Below are 17310 nucleotides of genomic sequence, written 5' to 3'. Positions count from 1 at the left end.
ATCCATCGAATGATATTGCGTTGGATCAGGAGTAAAAAATGATAAATAGGCAGCATCGCTTTAATAAATCATCACTAGCCATTGGTATTGCCACCTTATTAGGCGCTTCTTCGCCAACGCTGGGTGCAAATTGGGATTTTGGTGATGTATCAGTATCCCTTGATTCTACCTTCACATTGGCTACCAGTGTGCGTGTAGAAGATAGAGATTTTGATCTCATTGGTAACAGTAATCACCCGCAATTTGATTGGTCAGGATATAATGCCGCTACCAATGTCAAATATCAGTCCGCAGATGTCTGGGCGTTATCCGACGGCAATTATTCGTCAAATGGCGATTTGGGTAATCTTTCTCATGATCCCGGAAAGGCTTTTTCAACTCAAATAGCCGGTAACCACGATCTTGATATTAATTTTGGCGATTACGGTTTCTTCACACGTGCTTTTTGGTTTTATGACTTTGAGCAAAGTGGCGAAGAACACGCCGCAGTCAATCCCATCACCGGCCATGCGCAAGATCTTTGTGCATCCTCTGGCGCTGAGGAACTTCTCTGTAAAGATTTTCGTATTCTTGATGCGTATTTTTATGGCGATTTTTGGATTGACGATAAGCCCTTGTCTATACGCATTGGTGACCAAGTCATTAGCTGGGGTGAGAGCACCTTTATCCAGCATGGTATCAATACCACCAACCCAGTGGATGTAAACCGAGCTCGCGCACCGGGTGCTGAATTAAAAGAAGTTTTTATACCCGTTGGCATGGTGTACGCCTCACTTGGCCTGACCGATACTGTTAGTGTATCAGCGTACTACCAATATGAGTGGGAACGCAGTTGGTTACCCGTTGCCGGTAGCTACTTTGCGACCAATGATTTTGTTGGAGAGGGCGGGCAGGCCAATAATATCCAGCTAGGCTTTACCGGTAACCCGGATATAGATCTTGAATTTCTCTTGTCATCACTCAACGGGTTAGGCGATGCATTAAGGGCGGGAGGCGACCAGACCGCCCTTGCGCAAGCCTACTTGGCGTATCCCACCAAAGTGGCGCTGCGGGGGTATTCTGACAATGCCCATGAAGATGCTGACGACCAAGGACAATATGGTGTTCGTGTCACTTGGTTGGCAGAAATGCTGTATGACAGTGAGCTAAGTTTTTATCATATTAATTACCATAGTCAGCGTCCTCTCATCTCTGGTATTACCTCAGATTTTACCGCCACGGGGATTGGTACAGATCTCGCTTATCTGGCCCAAAATACCATCACCAAGGACAATGTCACCAATCTTGATGCCTTCACTGAAGCCCGTTTTTATTACCCTGAAGACATTCAACTTTTCGGCATGAGCTTTAATACCAACATAGGTAGCTGGGCACTGGCCGGTGAATTTGCTTATCGGGTGGACGAACCTCTGCAAATTGATGATGTTGAGCTACTCTATATGGGTATGCCCGAACAATTAGCCAATGTGGGAATAAGTCCAGAGCTTGGGGGAATTTCTCAGTTAAACAATATCGACCGTGCCGTGGGACCAGGTGAAACGGCCCAGGGTTTCGTTTTCTCTGATACTTATCAAGCCCAGTTTACGCTGTCTCAGGTTTTTGGACCGGCACTAGGCACCGATAACCTTATTGTGCTCGGTGAAGTCGGTTACGTGAATATCGTGGATTTTCCCGATCCCAGTGTGGTGCGTTTAAATGCGCCGGGAACGGGTAGAACCGCGTCCCTCGAACCCACCGCGGATGGAAACCCCCGTACAGGTTTGCATACAGCGCTTTCAAATGGACCGGAAACGAATCCATTTGCTACCGATGACGCCTGGGGTTACCGCATATTAGCTCTTGCCGATTTTAATAATGTTTTTGCCGGAGTGAATGTACAAACTCGGGCGACGTTTTCTCACGATGTGAAAGGCACCACACCAGACCCATTGTATGTATTTTTAGAGGACACAAAATCCGCCAGTCTTGCGGTGACGTTTAATTACCTAAGCAGCTGGTCTGCTACAGCGTCATACAGCGCATTTTGGGGCGGAATAGGCAACAGCAATCAATTGTCTGACCGCGATTTTGTGTCTTTCAATATCAAGTATTCGATTTAAGGGGTATCGCATGTTACGCAAAGCTAGTCTTATCGCCGGTGCTGTAGCACTGACATTTTCTGCTACCGCAGCTTGGGCGAAAGTCTCCGACGAAGAAGCGGCAAAACTTGGCCAAACACTGACACCCTTAGGTGGCGAGGTGGCGGCCAATGCCGACGGAAGTATTCCTGCTTATAGTGGTGGGATCACTACGCCACCGGCCAATTACTCAGTAGGGGATCACCATCCCGATCCTTTTCCTGATGATAAAGTGCTTTTTGAAATCACAGGTGAAAACTACAAACAGTACGGTGACTTTTTGTCCGCCGGTCAAAAAAAGCTGTTTGAGATGTACGCCGACACCTATCGCATGCCGGTCTACCAAACCCGTCGGTCAGCATCTAACCCACAATTTGTTTACGATGCAACCAAAGCCAATGCCACTCGTGCAGAGTTAATCGAGTCGGGCAACGGTATTAAAGGTGCGGCTACGGGGATCCCGTTCCCTATGCCACAAAATGGACTTGAGGCGATATGGAATCACATTCTGCGCTATCGCGGCGAAGCGGTACAACGTTTTGGTGGTCAGGCGGCAGTGACCTCTTCAGGTAACTATACCCGAATTGGTTTTGATGAAAAATTGCTAATTAAATATTCCAACGAACAAGCCAAGCCAGATGATTTAGAAAAAGAAAATATCTTATTTTTCTTTAAACAAAAAATCACTGAACCGGCCCGTCTTGCTGGCGATATCTTGCTGGTAAAAGAAACCGTGGATCAGGTTAAAGAGCCTCGGGAGGCGTGGAAATACAACACAGGTCGCAAACGGTTAAATAGGGTGCCACAAATTGCCTATGATACGCCAGGTACCGAGTCTGACGGGTTAAGAACCACCGATGATTTTGATATGTTCAACGGCTCACCAGACCGCTATAACTGGACATTGAAAGGCAAAAAAGAAATGTATATTGCCTATAACAATTATGCTTTGCACAGTGATGAGGTTAGTTACGACGATATTTTAAAACCTAATCATATTAACCCTGATCTTACCCGCTGGGAAAAGCACCGTGTTTGGGTCGTTGAAGCAAACCTAAAAGAGGGACTACGTCATATTTATCAAAAGCGGGTATTCTATATTGATGAAGACAGTTGGCAGATTCAAGAAGCGGACATGTACGACAAGAACGATGAACTTTACCGCGTCGCTTTTGCGTATGGCATCAATTACTACGACGTGCCAACGCAGTGGTCCACCCTGGACGTGTATCACGACCTCAACTCCCGTCGCTACCTTGCCATTGGGTTAGATAATGAAGAAAAAATGTACGACTTCACAATTCGTCCCCGTGAGCGTGAATTTACCTCTCAAGCCTTAAGACGCGAAGGCCGTTAGTTTATTAGCATACACGGCTGGCTTTGCCAGCCGTTTTTCTTATAGGGTTACATAATTTATGAAGCAAGTTTTGTGGGCGATAATCGCGTTATCCGCGATAATGCCATTGCAGGCGCAAGACGCCTTCATGGCACCACTGGTTGAACAATCACTCTTGTTAGATATTGATAGTGTCGCAGACGATTACCTTGTGGTTGTTGGCGAGCGCGGCCACATACTCACCTCGAGTGATGGTGAGACATTTACACAACACGCAGTACCAACCACCGCAACGCTCACCGGTGTTACCGCAGTGGGCGACAATGTTTGGGCGGTAGGTCACGATGCCACCATATTGCACTCTACTGATGGTGGAAAGCACTGGCTTATTCAAATGGAAGCACCAGAACTAGAAAAGCCTTTCTTAGACGTGTTGTTTTTTGATGCGCGTCGGGGCATTGCCATTGGTGCTTATGGACTGTTTTTTCGCACAGAAAATGGCGGCGATAGCTGGGTTCAGGAGCGTCACCCCACCTTGTTGCATCCCTATGATCAAGAATACCTTAACGAGGTAAAAGCAGAGACACCGGAATATTATGATGAGGAGCTAAGTGCCATGTTGCCCCACCTCAACAAATTACATCGCACTGACAATGCTTTATATCTGGTGGGAGAAGCAGGGCTAGTGGCTAAAAGCATTGATGATGGGATGACCTGGCAACGTATGGAGACAGGGTATGAGGGATCATTTCTAAATATTACGTCCCTCGATAAACAAACCCTTATGATGGTGGGGCTGCGTGGCCACACCTTTGTGCAGCACCAAGATCAGCCTTGGCAGGCAGTTCCAACCTGCATGTCGGTATCCTTTAATGGCATTTTGGCCACCTCTGCAAATTCAGTAATGGTGTTGGCGAACAACGGGTATGTGGTGACACTCTCTCAACCTTTTAAAACGGAAAATTTTTCAGCATGGGGCCATCAAGATGATTGCCAACCCACTGAAAACATATCGTTCTATCAACTCGATGATAAAGCCAGCATAGTGAATGCCGTGAGTTTTAAAGACAAAATCATTGGGGTTTCTGCCAAGGGTATTAAGCAATTAAAAATGGATTAAGCGACCAATATGTCTAGTTTTACAACAATTCTCGAAAGACTCATTTTCGGTTACCGAAAAGTGGTTATTGCTATCTTTCTTATGGCCACGGTTTATCTTGGTTTTCAAGCTTCCATGATGCGCCTAGACGCAGGGTTTGAGAAAAATGTGCCGTTGAATCACACCTATATGCAAACTTACATGGCCCACCGGCAGGACTTTGGTGGTGCCAATAACATTTTAGTTTCTGTGTGTGATGCTACCGGCAGTATTTATAACACCGAGTTCATGGATACACTGCAACAGGTGCACGATGCATTGTTTTTTATCGATGGTGTTGAACGTTCATTAGTCAGTAGTTTATTTTCGCCTGCCACCCGATTTACCGAAATTGTTGAAGGGGGCTTTTCAGGTGGTCCGGTTATTCCCGCCGATTTTAAATCGTCAAACCCCGAGGCCCTCGCTCAGGTGGCCGCCAATGTGGAAAAGGCCAAAATCGTAGGGCGTTTGGTGTCTAACGATTATCACTGTGCCATGGTTACCGCACAGTTACTGGATCTAGACCCGCAAACCGGCGCGCCTATTGATATGCTGGCTATTGCCGAAGAGTTGGAAACCCAGCTAAGAGGGCAATTTGAAAGCGGCAATATCACTGTCCATGTTATTGGTTTTGCCAAAATGATTGGGGATGTCGCCGACGGCGCGAAAGATGTTATCTTCTTTTTCGCCATCGCCTTGGTGATCACCGCCATTATGGTTTATTTCTTCTCCAGAAATATCATGATGACCCTTTTGCCTTTATTGTGCTCAGTGATTGCCGTGATCTGGCAGTTAGGCTTATTGACGGTACTTGGATTTGGCCTTGACCCCATGTCCATTCTTGTTCCCTTTTTGGTGTTTGCCATTGGCGTCAGTCATGGTGTGCAAATGATTAACGCGGTAGAGAAAAAAGCCGTCGCTGGAATGGGGGCCCACCATGCCTCGATGAGTGCATTTCGGGCCTTGTTAATTCCTGGAGGCATAGCCCTATTATCCGATACGGTTGGGTTTATGACGCTCCTTGTCATTGACATCGGGATCATCAAAGAACTCGCCATCACAGCCAGTATGGGTGTGGCGGTTATCATTTTAACCAACCTTATTTTATTGCCTGTACTAATGAGCTTTTTGAACCTAGACGAAAACTATGTGAAAAAGTTTAATCGTAAGGAACGACGCAACACCCGGTTATGGGCATTCATTGCTGCTTGCACCCATCGCAAGCCAGCGATAGCAATCATGACAATCACCGGGGCATTATTCCTCTACGGGTTTGTCCAATCCCAACACATGAAAATTGGCGATCTTCATGCCGGTGCGCCGTCATTACAGGAAAGTTCACGCTATAACCAAGATACCTTCCTGATCACAGATAAATACTCGGTGACAGTGGACTATATTTCGGTGGTGGTAGAAACCACTCCAGAAGCCTGTACATCCTACAATGTGATGCAAGCCATGGACGATTTTCAGTGGCGGATGGAAAATGTAAAAGGGGTGCAATCTGCGGTGTCGTTGGCTTCTGTTGCCAAAAATGTGAATGCCGGTTACAACGAAGGGAATATAAAATGGCAGGTATTGCCCCGTAATCAGCAAACTTTAGCCCAAGATATTTCCCTGGTTCCTACCTCTTCAGGTTTGCTCAATGGTGATTGTTCAGTGATGCCGGTGATACTGTTCATGGAAGATCATAAAGCAGAAACCATTAATCACGTCATTGCGGCAGTGAAGAAATACCGTCAGCAATACCAAACTGATGACATGCAGTTTAAGCTTGCTTCAGGCCCTGTAGGCGTAATGGCGGCCACCAATGAAGCAGTGGCGGCGGCCCAAACGCCGATGATGCTTTACGTATTCGGCGCAGTGATCTTATTGTGTTTAATTAGTTTCCGGTCGTTACGTTCCACACTGTCGGTGGTCATTCCACTTTATGTGGTGTCTATCTTGGCGCAGGCTTTGATGACTCACCTGCAAATTGGACTTACCGTATCAACCCTACCAGTAATCGCACTGGGGGTGGGGATAGGGGTAGATTATGGTATCTACATATTATCGACCATGAGTCATAAGCTTAAAACCGGCGCGACAGTGCAAGATGCCTACATGGAAGCGCTAAAAGAGCGGGGCAGTGCGGTACTCTTTACGGGGATTACATTAGCCGTCGGAGTGAGTACCTGGGTATTCTCATCATTAAAATTCCAGATGGATATGGGAATTTTACTTACATTTATGTTTTTAGTGAACATGCTGGGAGCCATTATCGTACTACCCGCACTAGCCAGATTTTTGTGGTGGAAGAAAAACGCCCCAGAAACGTAAATATTTTTGCATAGATAATTACAAAAAAGGGCTTTTTAGCCCTTTTTTTGTGCGTTTTCTGCATAGTTATCTATCCTGTTAATATAGCGTTAAATTACCCCTTTCAAAGTGGCGTAACTTTAGCGAAAATAAGTAAGTATTTTGTGCACTTACGACTAGAATAAGGTTTAATGATGACAGTCACCTCCCAACGGCAGTCGGTGCTGCTTGATAATGTTTTCGCGCTCATTGAAAAAAACATCGATGGGCAGCAAAAAGCTCACGTCAAACAATTTGCCCATCATCTCTTTCATACGATTTCAAATGAAGACCTCGACGGACGAACTGACAGCGATCTTTACGGCGCAACGTTAAGTTTATGGAATGTGTTTTCCCAATTTGATAACGCCTCTCCCTATATCAAAGTCTTCAATCCAGAAATCGCCAAGCATGGCTGGCATTCTACCCACACCATTGTGGAGATCATTGTTGAAGATATGCCATTTTTGGTGGATTCGGTAAGGATGGCGCTTAACCGGCTTAACATCACTTCTCATTTGATGTTACACAGCCCCATTTGGTTAACCCGAGACAAAAGTCACAATGTGGATACTTTCTTAGGCCACGATAAAAAAGCGAAAACCGCCTGTAAGGAAACCGTACTATTAATCGAAATTGACCGCCAAACCACCAAAGCGGACATCGAACAATTAACCCACGAAATGCATTCTGTGGTGGATGAGGTTTCATTGGCTGTCAGCGATTGGCAAGCAATGGCCAATAAGCTAAGCGCGGTGATAAAAAACGCCAACAAGTTAGCATGGCCCGTGGATAAAGAACGTAAAACACAAACGATTCATTTTTTATCTTGGTTGGCGGATCATAATTTCACCATGATGGGGTATCGTTACTATGATGCCAAAGCCATTGAAGGAGACTATCGTTGGATCCCAAATAACGACAGTAGCCTAGGCTTGATGAAAAAGTCCATCAGCGATAGAGAACGACTGATTTCTAATCAAGCGCCCTCAGCCCGTGCCGAAGCGTTAAGTCAGAACCCCTTGATGCTGACCAAAACCAATACGCGCTCACGGGTACATCGTCCTGCTTATATGGATTATGTTGGCATTAAAGCCTTCAACAACGAAGGGCAGGTAATTGGCGAACATCGCTTCCTTGGTCTATTTAGCGCATCTTTTTATAATTCCAGTGCCACTGAAGTGCCGGTGCTGGCCAGCCGTATAAAAGAGATTTGTTCCCTGTCTGGGTATGACCCCGGCACTCACGCACACAAAGCCTTTGTCAACATTATCGAGACCTATCCCCGTGATGAGTTATTGCAAACACCGGTGGATGAAATGGCACAGATAATTACCGGCATATTCCAAATGCAGGAACGGGGCATCACCCGATTGTTCGTACGCAAGGACGTTTTTGGTCGCTTTATTTCTTGCATGGTGTACGTGCCTCGGGAACGCTACAACACAAAACTGCGTAAAGATACGCAGAAGCTTCTTCAGCGGTCATTTGGCACCACAGAGGATATTGAATTTACGACGTTTTTCTCCGAGTCAGTGTATGCCAGAACCCATTATATCGCTCGGGTCGAAAACAATAATGTGGAATACGATGTGAAGGAAATTGAGCAGAACATCATTGAATTGACTAAAACCTGGAATGATAGGTTGGCGTCGGCTATTAAAGCCGCCCACGGTGAAGCGAATGGCAAGGTGTTGGAACGTAAGTACAATAACGCTTTCTCTCGCAGTTATACGGAACAAAACCTGCCCACAGCCGCACTTATCGACATCGAAAAACTTGAGTTGCTTAGCGACGATCATACCCTCGACATGCTGTTTTATCGCCCGCAGGAAGAAGCCAAAGACAGTCAGGTTGTAAAGTTAAAACTGTTCCATCGTGCGGAACCCATTCATTTGTCAGATGTGCTACCTATGCTGGAAAACTTCGGCTTAAGGGTAATCGATGAAAGCCCCTTTAAAGTGCACTGTGCAAATAGCGAATTAAACTGGGTGATGGACTTCACCATGTTGCACAAATCAGGCAAAGATTTCGACATGGAACAAGCCCAGATGTTGTTCCAAGATGCGTTTGCTAAAGTGTGGGTTAATACCTTAGAAGATGACGCCTTCAATCGCCTGATTCTAGGGGCTGGTATGACTGGCCGTAAAGTGACTATTTTACGCGCCTACGCTAAGTACATGCGCCAAACCGGTAGCTCTTTTAGTCGAGACTATATTGCCAATACGTTAGCAGCGTATCCCGCCATTGCGAAAAAACTGGTAGATTTTTTCGAGTTACGATTCAACCCGAAAATAAAGCGCAGTGAGAAAAAAGAAAACACGGTACTGGAAGCCATCAAAACCCAACTTGATAACGTCAGTAACCTAGACGATGACCGCATTATTCGCCGTTATCTAGACATGATGCTAGCCACTTTACGTACCAATTTTTATCAGGCTGACGAGCAAGGTAACGAAAAGCCCTATGTTTCGTTTAAGTTATTACCTGAAAAAATTCCTGAAATGCCTTTACCGCTACCGAAATATGAAATTTTCGTTTATAGCCCACGGATTGAAGGGGTTCACCTAAGGGGCGGGAAAGTAGCCCGTGGTGGCCTACGATGGTCAGATCGCCAACAAGATTTCCGAACTGAAATTCTGGGCTTAGTCAAAGCACAGCAGGTGAAAAACACCGTTATAGTGCCCGTGGGCGCTAAAGGCGGATTTGTGTGCAAAAAATTACCCACTAGCGGCGGTCGAGAGGCCTTTTTGGCTGAAGGTAAAGCCTGCTATCGCACCTTTATTCGCAGCTTACTGGATATCACAGATAACATTGTGGACGGTGAAATTGTGCCGCCAAAAGATGTGGTACGCCTTGATGAGGACGACCCCTATTTGGTTGTGGCAGCGGATAAAGGCACCGCCACCTTCTCAGATATTGCCAATGGTATTTCTGATGAATATAACTTCTGGTTAGGGGATGCCTTTGCCTCTGGTGGCAGTGTTGGTTACGACCACAAGAAAATGGGTATTACGGCGCGGGGAGCGTGGGAGTCGGTTAAGCGTCATTTCCGCGAAATTGGCGTCGATTGTCAAACCACGGATTTCACCGCTGTGGCTATCGGTGATATGGCGGGCGACGTATTTGGGAACGGCATGTTACTTTCTGAACATACTCGCCTTGTGGCGGCCTTCAACCACATGCATATCTTTTTCGATCCAAATCCCAATACCGAAACCAGTTATAAAGAACGTCAACGTTTGTTTGATAACCCTAGCTTAAGCTGGGATGACTACGATCGTAGTTTGATCTCTAAAGGCGGCGGTATTTTTAACCGCTCGGCTAAATCTATAAAGCTCACTACAGAGATGAAAAAATGGTTAGGCACCCGTCAAACCGCCATGACACCCAATGAGCTTATCCACAATATCCTGAAAATGGAGGTGGATCTTATTTGGAACGGCGGTATTGGCACCTATATAAAAAGCAGCAAAGAATCCCACAGTGACGTGGGCGACCGAGCAAACAACGACGTGAGAGTAGACGGCAAAGACGTACGGGCTAAAATTGTAGGCGAGGGCGGAAACCTTGGTCTAACCCAACTTGGTCGGGTTGAATACGCCAGTTGTGGTGGCCGAGTCAATACCGACTTTATCGATAATGTGGGCGGCGTTGACTGTTCCGATAACGAAGTTAACATCAAGATATTGCTTAATAGCGTGGTAAGCAAAGGCGATTTAACGGTTAAACAACGTAATCAGCTCCTGTTCGATATGACCGATGATGTGGCAGAAATTGTGCTACAAGACTGCTATCGTCAAACCCAATCTATTTCCATTAGTGAACGCTCTGGGGTTGCCCAGTTAAAAGAACAACTTCGGTTTATTCATGGCTTAGAACGGGACGGCGCATTAAATCGCGAATTAGAGTTCATTCCATCCGATGACGAAATTTCCGATCGTGTGGCGTCGGATAGGGGCTTTACTCGTCCAGAACTCAGTGTGCTTATCGCCTATGGTAAAATGGTGCTTAAGGATTCACTTAATATTCCTGAAATTACCGAAAATCCTTACCATGGAAAACTCTTAGTTAACGCATTTCCACCAGTGTTACGGGATCGGTTTGGCGAAGAGATGGAGCAGCACCCGTTGCGCGCCGAAATTATTGCCACCAAGCTTACTAACAACATTGTTAACGATATGGGGCTTAACTTTGTCTTTCGCATGCAAGAAGAAACCGGAGCTACTCTCGACGAAATAGCCGATGCCTACGCTGTGGTCAAAGGGATTTTTAATATCGAGTCGCTATGGAAAGATGTGGAAGCACTTGATAACGTTATCGATGCTGATCGCCAACTGGAAATCTTAGAAAGCACTCGCCGCGTGATGCGTCGTACCGCTCGCTGGTATATCCGTCATGGAAACAAATCATTGGGAATACACTCTGCCATAGAAGCATACCGATGCACATTTGAAAACCTTGCGAATAACCTTAAAGACTACCTAGTGGATGACGAATATGCCGCTCTAGAAGCCCAAACCCAAGAACTGGTAAAAGATGGTGTGCCAAAAGAAATTGCCTATCGTTTAGCCAGTTTCTCGAATCTATTCTCAAGTCTAGATTTAGCTCAGATTGATGAAATTGACAATCACGATACATCAGTGATTGCTAAACTTTATTTCCAGTTAGGTTCGAAGCTTGAATTACACTGGTTCCTAGAGCAAATTACGAATCAAAGTGTGACCAACCACTGGCAAGCCTTAGCCCGTGCATCTTATCGAGAAGAGCTTGATTGGCAGCAACGGATAATAACCCTTAACTTGCTTCAATCTCGTCCCGACAGTGATGATGCCGATGAGATTTTAAGCACTTGGATGGATAACAACCAAGCCCTGTTGAAGCGTTGGTATCACATGATGTCTGAGTTTAAAACCAGCTCAATGCATGAATTTGCCAAATTTTCTGTGGCTTTACGTGAATTGATGCTTTTAAGCGCCAAGTCTAGCCATTAGAATACGCATATTCAAAAACGACGAAGCCCTGTTTTGACAGGGCTTTTTCTTAGAGATTGACGATGCATTCCATTGCCCAAAAACTGCTATTAAAATGTGACCCAGAAAAAAGCCACGATTTTGCCATAAAATGGCTTCATCGTACTCAGCACACGCCGCTTGCTCGTATGTACAGCCACGACACGGTATCGAAACCGGTCAAGGTAGCAGGAATTACGTTTCCTAATCCGGTGGGTTTAGCCGCAGGGTTAGATAAAAATGGTGAATGCATCGATGCCTTCGCCAGCATGGGCTTTGGTTTTGTTGAAGTTGGTACTGTAACCCCTAAAGGTCAACCGGGTAACCCGAAACCAAGAATTTTTCGTCTACCGGAAAAACGGGCCATTATTAACCGTATGGGGTTTAATAATTACGGCGTCGATTACCTCGTCAAACAGGTGAAAGATGCCCGTTACAAAGGCCCCATTGGAATCAATATTGGTAAAAACAAAGCGACGCCCGAGGTCAATGCCTTAGACGACTATCTTCATTGTCTAAATAAAGTTTACCCTTATGCCAGTTATGTTACGGTCAATATTTCCTCCCCCAATACACCGGGCTTACGTAACTTGCAATATGGCGAAGCACTAGATGCCTTGTTAACCGGGTTAAAAAGCGCGCAAGAAAAACTTTGTCAAACCCACGGTAAGTACGTGCCCCTGTTTATAAAAATAGCCCCCGATCTGAATGGTGAAGAAATAGACAGTATCGCTAAGTCGCTACTTAACAGTAAAATGGATGGCGTTATTGCCACGAATACCACCTTGAGCCGCGATCAGGTTTCTCATCTTAAGCATGGTAATGAGGCTGGAGGATTAAGCGGAGACGTGCTCACCGAGATGAGTCTGGATGTTACCCGTCAACTTGCCAAAGCATTAGACCGAGCCATACCTATCATCGGTGTGGGCGGTATTCACGATGTTCAAACGGCTAAAGACAGATTAGCTGCAGGTGCCTCGTTGATTCAGGTATACTCTGCGTTCATTTATCAAGGGCCATCCCTTGTGCAAAAAATCGTAAACGAACTTTAAACGTAGTTTATTTTTCGCCTGTAACCTTATGGTTGCAGCATTGACTGGATATTATGAATCATATAATTGTCACCACCAGCCGCGGCCTTGATTCGTTGCTGAAGACCGAAATCGAATCCTTGTGCGACGGTATTGAATGTCGCGAATCACCTGGCAGTATCCATTTTATTGGTACGTTAGAACAAGCCTATAAAATCTGTCTTTGGTCACGCCTAGCAAACCGCGTTATTTGGGTGCTGGCCGAAGGCGGGTGTGATTCAGCCGAAGAACTCTACGACACTGCCATGTCGGTGGATTGGCAACAACACCTAAAGGTAAACGATACCTTAAGTGTAAATTTCCATGGTACTAACCGCGCTATTAAAAACACCCAGTTTGGGGCGGTTAAAATTAAAGACGCCATTGTGGATCAATTCGTTGAAGAGTTAGATCAGCGTCCGTCGGTGGAAAGGCAGTTTGCTGATTTTCCCATTTGGGCCCGTTGCCATCGTGACAAAGTGACCATCGGCGTGGATCTTTCGGGGAATAGCCTGCATCAACGGGCCTATCGCAGTAAAACCGGCGAGGCGCCACTAAAAGAACATGTTGCCTGCGCCATGTTAGTTCGTTCCGGTTGGACCGAAAATACGGATATGCCTTTACAAGATATTTTCTGCGGTTCAGGCACCATCGCCATAGAAGCGGCCTTTATAGCTCGCAATATTGCACCGGGTATACAGCGGGCATATTGGGGCTTTTCTCACTGGTTGCAGCACCGCGCCGACGTGTGGGAAGCCATGTTAGATGACGCGCTCGCGCAGCAAAAGCCCTGTACAACGCGGATCATCGCCTCAGACATCGACAGAAGGCTTATCGCCATCGCGAAAAAGAACGCGGATCAAGCCGGCGTTTTTAAAGATATCCAGTTTGTTGTGGGCGATGCACTGACCGCTAAGCCGGGGGTAAATACACCTGGGTATCTTGTGTCTAATCCCCCTTACGGAGAACGGTTAGGGGAACTGACCGAACTTATTCCACTGTTTTCTGCATTGGGTAAACAGTTTAAAAACGCCTGGGAAGGCTGGCACCTTTCCATTTTAAGCAGTAACCGTGATTTATTACGGGTGATGAAATTGCGAGCAGGTAAAGAATACGCTCTCAATAACGGCCGATTAGAATGCCGCCTAGTCAATTACACCCTGGATGCGGACAACGTCAAACAATATGGCAACGACAGTGCCGAGAATCATGATTTTGCTAATCGGGTAAAGAAAAATTTAAAACGTTTAAAAAGTTGGATAAAACAGCAGGATACCAACTGTTATCGTATTTATGATGCCGATTTACCTGAATATAATGTGGCCGTAGATGTGTATGGCGACTGGTTGGTGGTACAAGAATACGCGCCACCTAAGACCGTCTCTGAAGATAAAGCCAGAAGACGCTTACAAGAAGTGCTTTTGTACTTGCCTGCTGTCACAGGGGTGGATCCTAAACATATTGTATTAAAAGTACGGGCACAGCAAAAAGGCCGTAATCAGTATGAAAAGCTTGACCAAAAAGATTCTCGTTTAACGGTTTATGAGAATGGGGCTAAGTTTGGCGTCAATCTGACCGACTATTTAGATACGGGATTGTTTTTAGATCACCGAGATACTCGCCAAATAGTGGCGCAAAAATCTGCCAATAAAGACGTACTGAATCTGTTTTCCTATACTGGTAGTGTTTCTGTACATGCTGCCTTAGGCGGCGCGAAGTCGGTTACCACCGTTGATATGTCGAAAACCTATCTTGAATGGGCCAAAGAAAATATGCGTTTGAACAACATTCGCAGTGCCAACGCGTTTATACAAGCAGACTGCACGTCGTGGTTAAAAACCCATCCAGGTAAATATGATTTAATTTTTGTAGATCCACCGTCTTTTTCTAATTCAAAACGTATGCAGGGCACCTTCGACGTACAGCGCGATCATGTATCGTTACTCGCCGATGCGTTTCGGTGCTTGAATCCCGGTGGTGAAGTCATTTTCTCCAATAACCGACGGGGTTTTAAGCTCGATCATGAGGCCCTAGAAAACCTTGGCTATACGGCGATTACCGATATAACCCAACAAACCATACCTGAAGATTTTGCCCGTAACGCCGCCATTCACAAATGCTGGGTGCTGACGCGATGAAACTGGCTTTTTATACCGGTCCCATGTGCCATTTGTGTACATTGGCCGATGACGTTTTAACGCAAACACCCCAAGCACAGGCATGGCAAATTACCAAAATTAACATCCGCGATGATGCGAACCTGTATCATCTCTATGGGGCCCGGATCCCCGTTATCAAACGTCTGGACAACGGTGCCGAACTTGGCTGGCCGTTTGACGTCAAGCAGGCAGAAATGTTTTTATCATGAGTGTTATACAGCTAAAAAATACCACGGTTATTTATGGTGACCCACCGCTACTAGACGGCATCGAACTGGTAGTGCACCCCAAAGAGCGGGTGTGTCTTGTGGGCCGCAACGGCAGCGGTAAATCTACCTTAATGAAAGTGCTCGCCGGCGATATCATTGCCGATGACGGCCAGCGTATTATCGATAGCAAAACCGTCGTGGCGCGCCTGGAACAAGACCCTCCACAAACAGTGGATATTTCGCTGTTCGATTATGTGGCAGAAGGGTTAGCTGATGTGGGTGAATGTTTAAAACAATACTTCCATCAAACCCGAAAAGTGGCCGATGACCCCAGCGAAGCCAACTTAAATACCTTGCAGACCTTACAAGAAACCCTTGAAAGTCGAGACGCTTGGCAGTTTGAACAGCAAATTGCACAAACCCTGACCATGCTTAAACTGGACGCGGATATGTCGTTATCCACGTTATCGGGCGGTTGGCGACGAAAAGCGGCTCTCGCTCGCGCCTTAGTGCGCCAACCGGATTTATTATTACTCGATGAACCTACCAACCACTTGGATATCGAAATGATCCGCTGGCTGGAGCAAAGTCTAACGGGCTTCCAAGGGGCAATTGTATTTATTAGCCACGACCGGGCGTTTATCCGGCAAATGGCAACCCGCATTGTGGACTTAGATCGGGGGAGCTTGATAAGTTACCCCGGAAACTACGCCACCTACTTAGAGAAAAAACAGCAGGACCTTGAGGTTGAAGCAGCGCAAAATGCTGAATTTGACAAAAAGTTAGCTCAAGAAGAAGTATGGATACGTCAAGGGATTAAAGCACGACGAACTCGCAATGAAGGCCGAGTGCGGGCACTAAAAAAATTACGAGATACCCGAAAAGCCCGCCGAGAGACCCAAGGTAATGCAGTGGTGGCACAACATACCGCGGCTCGTTCCGGCAAAATGGTATTTGAAGTAAGAGATGCTTCTTACGCCTATGGCGACAAACCCATTGTGCGTAATTTGCACTTAAATGTAATGCGCGGAGATAAACTCGCGTTAATTGGTCCTAACGGTAGTGGAAAATCAACACTTATCAAACTGTTACTAGGACAAATTACCCCAGATTCTGGTACAGTGCGCCAAGGCGTTAACCTTGATGTGGCTTATTTTGATCAGCACCGACTGGGTTTAAACCTTGAAGAAAGCGTCATTGATGCTGTCGGTGAGGGCAAACGAGACCTCATGGTCAATGGTCATCCACGGCACGTGATCAGTTATTTACAAGATTACTTGTTTACACCAGATAGGGTCAACGCACCCGTTAAGTCGCTTTCAGGCGGTGAAAAGAACCGTTTAATGCTGGCCAAACTTATGTTAAAACCCAGCAACTTATTGGTGCTCGATGAACCCACCAATGATCTGGATGTAGAAACGCTGGAAATGTTAGAAACCTTGCTGAACGATTATGAAGGCACCATTTTACTGGTTAGCCATGACCGTGAGTTTGTGGATAATGTGGCTAACAGTTGCTTAGTCTTTGAAGGCGACGGGGCACTTAGAGAATTTGTTGGCGGCTTTAGTGATGTTGAAGCCTGGTATAAGCAAAATGGCCAGAAGCCAACAAGTAAAGATAAAGACAACGTAAAAGATGAAACTATTACGCAAAGTAGTAGTCCTAAGCCAAAGCCTTCTGTACGCAAAGCGAAGAAGTTATCATATAAAGATCAGCGGGAATTGGACTCATTACCAGCCGAAATAGAAAAGTGGGAAGGGCGGGTTAATGAACTTCAAGAACATGTAAATGATCCTGAATTTTTTAAGCAGTCAAATGAGAGTACAGCACAAATACTTGCTGAACTCGCTGAATCAGAAGAAACTCTGTCCCAGAAATATGCGCGCTGGGATGAACTAGAAAGCATGCTGGAAGACACTCAGCAGTAAATAG

9 protein-coding genes are annotated in these 17310 nt (G+C 45.9%); all 9 read left to right on the top strand.

Annotation, left to right across the window (positions count from 1 at the left end):
• Positions 1-38: 38 nt before the first annotated feature.
• The 9 genes from KO501_RS01540 (at position 39) to KO501_RS01500 (ending at position 17306) form a co-directional block, all read left to right on the top strand.
• On the top strand, positions 39-2099 hold the full coding sequence (locus tag KO501_RS01540; RefSeq protein ID WP_216027880.1) for a DUF1302 domain-containing protein: 2061 nt from the start codon (positions 39-41) through the stop codon (positions 2097-2099).
• Positions 2100-2109: 10 nt separating this feature from the next.
• A complete protein-coding gene (locus tag KO501_RS01535) occupies positions 2110-3474 on the top strand; it encodes a DUF1329 domain-containing protein (protein ID WP_216027879.1) in 1365 nt (454 codons plus the stop codon).
• 58 nt (positions 3475-3532) lie between these two features.
• Complete coding sequence (locus tag KO501_RS01530) at positions 3533-4573, top strand: YCF48-related protein (protein ID WP_216027878.1); 1041 nt, start codon at positions 3533-3535, stop codon at positions 4571-4573.
• Between the two features lie 9 nt (positions 4574-4582).
• Positions 4583-6910, top strand: a complete 2328-nt coding sequence (locus KO501_RS01525; protein ID WP_216027877.1) for an MMPL family transporter — start codon at positions 4583-4585, stop codon at positions 6908-6910.
• A 173-nt stretch (positions 6911-7083) separates the two neighbouring features.
• The gene (locus tag KO501_RS01520; RefSeq protein WP_216028179.1) at positions 7084-11922 is read left to right on the top strand and encodes an NAD-glutamate dehydrogenase; all 4839 of its coding nucleotides are present in this window, start codon (positions 7084-7086) and stop codon (positions 11920-11922) included.
• Positions 11923-11984: 62 nt separating this feature from the next.
• The gene (gene pyrD, locus KO501_RS01515) at positions 11985-12992 is read left to right on the top strand and encodes a quinone-dependent dihydroorotate dehydrogenase (RefSeq protein WP_216027876.1); all 1008 of its coding nucleotides are present in this window, start codon (positions 11985-11987) and stop codon (positions 12990-12992) included.
• 53 nt (positions 12993-13045) lie between these two features.
• The gene (gene rlmKL, locus KO501_RS01510) at positions 13046-15148 is read left to right on the top strand and encodes a bifunctional 23S rRNA (guanine(2069)-N(7))-methyltransferase RlmK/23S rRNA (guanine(2445)-N(2))-methyltransferase RlmL (protein WP_216027875.1); all 2103 of its coding nucleotides are present in this window, start codon (positions 13046-13048) and stop codon (positions 15146-15148) included.
• Complete coding sequence (locus tag KO501_RS01505) at positions 15145-15378, top strand: glutaredoxin family protein (RefSeq protein WP_216027874.1); 234 nt, start codon at positions 15145-15147, stop codon at positions 15376-15378. The genes rlmKL and KO501_RS01505 overlap by 4 nt, the downstream gene beginning before the upstream one ends.
• A complete protein-coding gene (locus tag KO501_RS01500) occupies positions 15375-17306 on the top strand; it encodes an ABC transporter ATP-binding protein (RefSeq protein WP_216027873.1) in 1932 nt (643 codons plus the stop codon). Before KO501_RS01505 ends, KO501_RS01500 begins: the two co-directional genes overlap by 4 nt.
• Positions 17307-17310 lie beyond the last annotated feature (4 nt).

Origin of the sequence: Alteromonas sp. C1M14, assembly GCF_018860965.1 — a bacterium.
In the GTDB taxonomy this organism is placed as follows: Bacteria; Pseudomonadota; Gammaproteobacteria; order Enterobacterales; family Alteromonadaceae; genus Alteromonas.
The sequence above is the reverse complement of the archived record's forward strand: the minus strand, read 5'-3'. Positions and strand labels throughout refer to the sequence as shown.

Excerpts from the sequence above, each read along its gene's own strand:
- KO501_RS01535 (WP_216027879.1), top strand. The coding sequence starts at position 2,110 with ATGTTACGCAAAGCTAGTCTTATCGCCGGTGCTGTAGCACTGACATTT.
- KO501_RS01540 (WP_216027880.1), top strand. The coding sequence starts at position 39 with ATGATAAATAGGCAGCATCGCTTTAATAAATCATCACTAGCCATTGGT.
- KO501_RS01530 (WP_216027878.1), top strand. The coding sequence starts at position 3,533 with ATGAAGCAAGTTTTGTGGGCGATAATCGCGTTATCCGCGATAATGCCA.
- KO501_RS01500 (WP_216027873.1), top strand. The coding sequence starts at position 15,375 with ATGAGTGTTATACAGCTAAAAAATACCACGGTTATTTATGGTGACCCA.
- KO501_RS01520 (WP_216028179.1), top strand. The coding sequence starts at position 7,084 with ATGACAGTCACCTCCCAACGGCAGTCGGTGCTGCTTGATAATGTTTTC.
- KO501_RS01505 (WP_216027874.1), top strand. The coding sequence starts at position 15,145 with ATGAAACTGGCTTTTTATACCGGTCCCATGTGCCATTTGTGTACATTG.
- rlmKL (WP_216027875.1), top strand. The coding sequence starts at position 13,046 with ATGAATCATATAATTGTCACCACCAGCCGCGGCCTTGATTCGTTGCTG.
- KO501_RS01525 (WP_216027877.1), top strand. The coding sequence starts at position 4,583 with ATGTCTAGTTTTACAACAATTCTCGAAAGACTCATTTTCGGTTACCGA.
- pyrD (WP_216027876.1), top strand. The coding sequence starts at position 11,985 with ATGCATTCCATTGCCCAAAAACTGCTATTAAAATGTGACCCAGAAAAA.